This window comes from Agriterribacter sp. (genome assembly GCF_035444585.1).
Classification (GTDB): domain Bacteria; phylum Bacteroidota; class Bacteroidia; order Chitinophagales; family Chitinophagaceae; genus Agriterribacter.
Map to the genome: position 1 here is coordinate 22,847 of NZ_DAOMOZ010000038.1, position 6,205 is coordinate 29,051.

Annotated in this window: 5 protein-coding genes; 1 reads left to right on the top strand and 4 read right to left on the bottom strand. The window is 45.4% G+C overall.

The genetic code is table 11. The features are described from left to right. Positions 1 to 167: 167 nt before the first annotated feature. On the bottom strand, positions 168 to 791 hold the full coding sequence (locus tag PLH26_RS06400; protein ID WP_324585170.1) for a polysaccharide deacetylase family protein: 624 nt from the start codon (positions 789 to 791) through the stop codon (positions 168 to 170). A gap of 3 nt (positions 792 to 794) precedes the next feature. Further along, on the bottom strand, positions 795 to 2,132 hold the full coding sequence (locus tag PLH26_RS06405) for an alpha-L-fucosidase (protein ID WP_324585171.1): 1,338 nt from the start codon (positions 2,130 to 2,132) through the stop codon (positions 795 to 797). A 69-nt stretch (positions 2,133 to 2,201) separates the two neighbouring features. Here PLH26_RS06405 and gltX point away from each other — a divergent pair, with 69 nt between their 5' ends. Next, positions 2,202 to 3,743, top strand: a complete 1,542-nt coding sequence (gltX, locus tag PLH26_RS06410; protein WP_324585172.1) for a glutamate--tRNA ligase — start codon at positions 2,202 to 2,204, stop codon at positions 3,741 to 3,743. A gap of 59 nt (positions 3,744 to 3,802) precedes the next feature. On the opposite strand, the gene PLH26_RS06415 is transcribed toward gltX, so the two are convergent. Together PLH26_RS06415 and PLH26_RS06420 are read right to left on the bottom strand one after the other, a co-directional pair. Continuing rightward, a complete protein-coding gene (locus tag PLH26_RS06415; RefSeq protein WP_324585173.1) occupies positions 3,803 to 5,029 on the bottom strand; it encodes an MFS transporter in 1,227 nt (408 codons plus the stop codon). Between the two features lie 52 nt (positions 5,030 to 5,081). After that, a partial coding sequence (locus tag PLH26_RS06420) for a GH116 family glycosyl hydrolase (protein WP_324585174.1) occupies positions 5,082 to 6,205 on the bottom strand: 1,124 nt, incomplete at its 5' end.

A 6,205-nucleotide genomic window follows, 5' to 3' on the forward strand; every position in this document is an offset into this window, starting at 1 on the left:
GCCAGTCTTGATTTTAAGCACGAAAAATCTTGCAAAAATAAAAAAACATTGTAATTTAGTCTCAGTTTTCATAGGGTACGGATTAAAAACGGGCCAGGGTTTCCACCCAGGCCCAATTCATTAATATGTTTTTTTCTCCATTTATTGATAAATTGAAAACAAGGTTTTTATAAATTAATTTTCTCAAACCTGTATCCCTGCCCTGCAAAATGCATCAGCACTTTCGGTAATGCATAGGCTAAGTTTGTCCAGGCCTTTTCACTGTCATGAAATACCACAATACTTCCGGGCTTTGCCGAAAGCATGACATTCTTTAAACAGGATTCTCCCGGAACGGCAGTATCAAAATCCCCGCTCAATACCGACCACATTACTACTTTCATTTTAAAATCATCCGCAAGGTGCCTGAGCTGGAATTTTGATATTTTACCATAAGGGGGTCTGAACAAAGCAGAATCAATATTTTTTCTTGCTTCTGCTATATCTTTGAAATACGCCATGTCACTCACTTTCCACCCGTTCAGGTGATTGAAAGTATGATTGCCTGCATGGTGCCCCTCGTTTAAAATACGACGATAAATATCATTGTGTTGGGTAACATTTTTGCCCACACAAAAAAAGGTGGCTTTTGCATTGTATTTTTCCAGTTCGTTCAATACAAAAGAAGTAGCCCGGGGATGCGGGCCGTCATCAAAAGTGAGGTATAAAACTTTTTCATCCGTTTGCATTTCCCATATGCAGGAGGGGTATAACTTTTTTATCCACCAGGGTGTTTTTACAAAATAAAACATCGCTTATTTTATTATTTGCAGCGCTATCACTGCATCGTAATCGTTCATGCTGATATCCGCGGAATGAAAAGAAAGCGTTCCTTTCTTTAAAGTAAAGGAAACAGCGCTATTGTCCTTAAGCCAGGTAGCGGAAACTATTTTTTTGTATGGAAACCCATGGATTGTTAGGGTTCCTTCTTCGGGTTGTTTGAGCAGATGAATAAACACCTTGTTGTCTTTTTCTGTTATACAGCCCCACGGCTGCGGAAGGATGAACCCTCTTTTTGTGCCGTAAATGCTTTCACCATAGGTTTGCAGCCATTTGCCCATATACGCCAGCCGGCTGATGAATTCGGGTTGAAATTTGCCGTTGGGCATAGGTCCCACATTCAGCAAAAGGTTGGCCCCGTTGCCGGCAGCATTTACAAGCAGCGAGATCAACTGCCGGTTGCTCTTATAAGAGGTATCAGTGAGGTTAAACCCCCATGATCCGTTAATGGTTTCACAGGTTTCGAGCGGCAGGTCTTCGGAAGGCTTTTGGAAATTAAGCCCCGACGTGTTCTGGTGCGGCAGGTCTTTTTCAAACATCTGAAAATCTTCTCCCGGGAAAGGGGTAAGATGATGATTGTTGCCAATCAGGCACTGTGGCTGCAACCGGTGTATCAGCCCGTATATTTCATCGTACTTCCAGTCAATACGGGAAGTCCTGTCCTTATCTCCTTCGGGGTTTGTCTGATCCCAGTGACCATCAAACCATATACCCGCCACTTCTCCGTAATTGGTGAGTAGTTCCGTCAACTGGTTTTTCATGAACTGCAGGTAGCTGGCATAATTGCCTTTACCCTTTCTTCCTGTACCCTGCCCGGTGCGGCCTGTTTCGTGCGGATAATCTTCACGCCGCCAGTCTAAAAGTGAATAATAAAAAAATATTTTGATACCCTGTTTGTGACATTCATCGGCTATCATTCTTACGATATCTTTCTTATACGGGGTATTCATGATATTGAAATCGGAGTATTTCGTATCCCACATGCTGAAGCCGTCGTGATGGCGGGTGATCAGTGTAATGTATTTCATGCCCGCATTTTTGGCAATGCTTACCCATTCGGCCGCGTCAAAATCAATCGGATTGAAAAAGTCTTTCAACCGCGTATAATTCTCAACTGTAATATTCCTGTTGTTCATCACCCATTCCCCGCTCCCGGGTATGCTGAACGGTCCCCAATGGATGAACATCCCAAATCTTGCGGCTGCAAACCATTCCCGGGCCTGCTTATTGGCTTCGGCAGGTTCATATGATTGCGATTGTGCCGTAAAGGCAAGCATAAGAACAAAAACAGTGGCTGCAATACTGCTTTTCATAATAAATACTTTAAGGCTAAGGTAATTGTATTCCGGCAGATTGATTTATCCGCCTTAATTTTGCGGTCTATGCCAGCAACAAAAAAAGTACGCGTAAGATTTGCACCCAGCCCAACCGGCGGGCTGCACCTGGGTGGTATAAGAACTGTTTTGTATAATTACCTGTTTGCAAAACAGCACCAGGGGGATTTTGTTCTCCGCATTGAAGATACCGACCAGAGCCGCTACGTGCCCGGCGCAGAGGAATATATTTTCAATTGTTTGCAATGGACAGGGCTGGAGCCTGATGAGAGCTCCATCCGGGGCGGCGCATATGGGCCTTACCGCCAGAGTGAGCGAAAAACGCTGTACAGGCAGTATGCCGAACAGTTGGTAAAAGACGGATATGCATACTACGCATTCGACACTCCCGGAGAACTGGAAAAAATGCGTGTAGATTTTAAAACTGAGCAAAACCCTTCTCCTCAATACGATCATACGGTACGTACTCAAATGCACAACTCCCTCACCTTAGCCGAAAGCGAAGTGAAAAGATTATTAGATGAAAATACCAGGCACGTAATACGCATTAAAATGCCGGAAAATGAAACGGTAAGTTTTACCGACATGATCCGTGGCGAAGTAAGCTTTAATACTTCGGTTGTTGATGATAAGGTATTGCTGAAAGCCGATGGCATGCCCACTTATCACCTTGCAGTGGTGGTGGATGATCATTTAATGGAGATCAGCCACGCCTTTCGCGGTGAAGAATGGCTGCCCAGCGCTCCTGTGCATATTTTGCTCTGGAAATATTTATTCGGGCTCAATGCCATGCCGCAATGGGCACATCTGCCGCTTATATTGGGTCCAAACGGAAAGCTCAGCAAAAGAGATGGCGTTAAATACGGCTTCCCGGTTTTTGCTATGAGCTGGACCGATCCCAAAACCAATGAGCTTACGGAAGGATTTAAAGAAAAGGGATTTTTGCCGGAAGCATTCATTAACCTGCTGGCTGTACTGGGGTGGAATGACGGCAGCGAGCAGGAGATCTTTTCTAAAGCCGAATTGATTGAAAAATTTTCTATAGAAAGAGTACACAGCGGCGGCGCCAGATTCGATTATGAAAAAGCGAAATGGTTCAACCATGAATGGATTAAGAAGTTACAGGTTGCAAGTCTCAGGGAAGAAGTTAAGCAGGTTTTCACTAACAAAGGAATTAACGTAACCGATGAACAGCTTTTAGATAAAGTGATAACGCTGGTAAAAGAACGCTGCCATTTGCTCACTGATTTTGCGGAGCAGGGAGCTTTCTTTTTTAAAGCACCGGAAGCATATGATATAGATGCAGTAAAGCCTAAATGGAGTGAGGCAAAAGAGGTATTCTTTACCGGACTGATCCGCAGTTTTGAATTAAGCAACAACTGGAATGCGCATGACCTGGAAGCCGGTTTTAAAGAAATGGCAGCAGCGCATCAGATCAAACCAGGTGAATTGCTGCTGCCGCTCCGCATCATGCTGGTAGGCGGCAAATTTGGACCAGGTGTATTTCATATCGCTGAGCTATTGGGCAAAAAAGAAACGGTTGCGCGGATACAACATTTTTTGGCAGCGCTGTCTGAAAAAGAAGCATAGCAGATCCCTTTCTAAAAACGCGGGCGGATGTTGATCCGGGAAAGCTCAACGGTTTATTTTTAAGATGCAATGCGTTTTTTCTGCTTCCTGCTGTTCAGGAAACGAAAATGTACCGTTCCGATCAGTATAGCGATAATACCTTCCGCCAAAACGGTATTCTGCACACCGAAGTATTGTGATACTGAGCCAATGATAAGTCCGCCTAAGGGCTGCATGCCAAAGAAGATCATGGCATAAAAACTAATAACGCGGCCCCTCATACCGGCAGCTACCGTAGTTTGTATTATCGTATTAACGATGGTAACCTGCGACATCATGCCAAAAGCGCCGAACGTAGCAAATACCAACGCCAGCGGGTAATAAGTGGTATGAGAAAACAATACCAGCCCCGTGCCCAGGACAAGGGTATTTATGGCCAGTATTCTCCGGAGGTTTGCCGCTGATCTTAATGAAGCGAGGAACAAGGCGCCGGCAAAGGCACCTAAGCCGATAGCGCTGTCAATCCAGCCAAAAGTGGCTGCCGTACCATGAAAGATATCTTTGGCATACACGGGTATTAATGTAGTGAACGGCAGTACCAGCAGGCTTATCGCACCAAGCATACCCAGGAGGAATGCAATTTCGGGAGCTTGCTTTATATAAGACAATCCTTCTTTTAATTCTCCTAAAACATTTTGGGTACGGGGTTTTGCCTTGTATGGAGGCAGCTTCATCATCAGCAAGGAAAAGATAACCGCACCGAAGCTCAATGCGTTCAATCCAAAGCAAACAACATCACCAAAGGCTTCAATGGATATGCCTGCAATGGCCGGCCCGATAAGCCGCGAAAGATTCACCATAGAAGAATTGAGGGCCAGCGCATTAGGCAGATGCGATTTATCGTTCACCATTTCGTATACCAATGATTGCCGTGCAGGCACATCGAACGCATTGATGACGCCGAGCAATACACTGAGCGCAATGATATCCCAAACCGTATAATGCCCCGAGAATACCAGCAATGTTAATAACACGGCCTGCAGCATGGATACGATCTGCGTAAGCAGCAACAGCCTGTGGCGGTTATAACGGTCGGCAGCTACCCCGCCAATGAACGAAAACAGGAATGAGGGAAACATCGTGGCAAACAGGGTTACACCAAGCATGAACTTGGAATGTGTTAATGAATAGACCACCCAGCTTACCGCTGTTTTTTGCATCCACGTGCCAATGAGGGATACCGACTGACCGGCAAAATAGAGCCTGTAGTTGCGGCTCCTGAATGCATTAAATGTACTGATGCTCATAACTCAACCATGCGCAGTGCAGCGACTGCGTTATCAAAATGCTCTTCCGGGGCTAAAGGTCAATTGATGCCACAAGCTGCTGCGATGCAATTACCTGTGTTTCTTCAAAGGAAAGGGTAATATTATTCCCGGATTGGGCAAAGCTGCAGGGGATCGGTTTACCATCAAGCGTTAACTGCACTTTCTTTGCCTTACCGGCTATTTCAACCGATAATTGTTTTAACCGCAATTTTCCGTATGCTACCGCTATCCTGTTAACCTGTTGCCCTGCGCTTCTTTGCTGGCTGATATTTCCCCAGCCTTCTGCCGCTGTAAAAAATCCTTTGAAATTTTCCTTTTGAACCGCTGGAACATATGCCAGTGTTTTGGCAGGCCCATCGTATACAAAATTTTCAAGCGCCAGCAATACACCCCATGAAGCAAGCGCCCTCGCATAGTGATCGCCGCATTCTATTTCATTCCAGGGGTTATGCTTTTCAGGGCTATAACGTTCATGGACGCCCTTAACTATAGAAAGTCCTTCATCCGTCATGCCTTCATAGATCATATTGGTGGCTACCTGGTATTCAATACCTGTCCATACTTCATCACGGTAACGCACACCGTCTTCTCCCATATGCCTGCTTTTAGGCCAGGTAGCTACCAAAAGTCCGGGCTCGCCGGCATCGGCATATATTCTTTCCGGCTTGTGCATTCTGGTTTGCACACTCACATCAGGCGCCCAGTTGTATTTCCAGATGGATCGCAGGGTTGTTTTTACTTTGGCCTCCGGGTATATATATCCTATATTGATCAAATGCGCCCAGGTTTGCCCAAACATCTGGTCGCTCAGGCAGCCATCCGCATATTGCGACAGCGGGTGTTTGGTGATATCCACATCCTGCACAAAGTATTCCCCGTTCCAGAGCTTCTCCACGCTCTTGTTCCTTCCGATTGTAAATATGCTGTCGCAATGTTTTGCAAAAGCCGTATCCTTCATCAGGAGGGCCATTTTTGATGCCGCCCTTAATGCGGCAAGATATAACCCGCCTACATAGGTGTTAGCGCCGAAAAAGGCGATATCGTAAGTGTTTGCCTGCTCTTTTTCTATCAGTCCATCTGCATTGCCGTCTTCCTTAATTATAAATTCAGTTGCCTTTTTTATTTTATCCCAGTTGCGCGAAAGCATCAGGTCAT

Coding starts and splice junctions, on each gene's coding strand:
- PLH26_RS06400 (WP_324585170.1), bottom strand. CDS start 791: ATGTTTTATTTTGTAAAAACACCCTGGTGGATAAAAAAGTTATACCCC.
- PLH26_RS06405 (WP_324585171.1), bottom strand. CDS start 2,132: ATGAAAAGCAGTATTGCAGCCACTGTTTTTGTTCTTATGCTTGCCTTT.
- gltX (WP_324585172.1), top strand. CDS start 2,202: ATGCCAGCAACAAAAAAAGTACGCGTAAGATTTGCACCCAGCCCAACC.
- PLH26_RS06415 (WP_324585173.1), bottom strand. CDS start 5,029: ATGAGCATCAGTACATTTAATGCATTCAGGAGCCGCAACTACAGGCTC.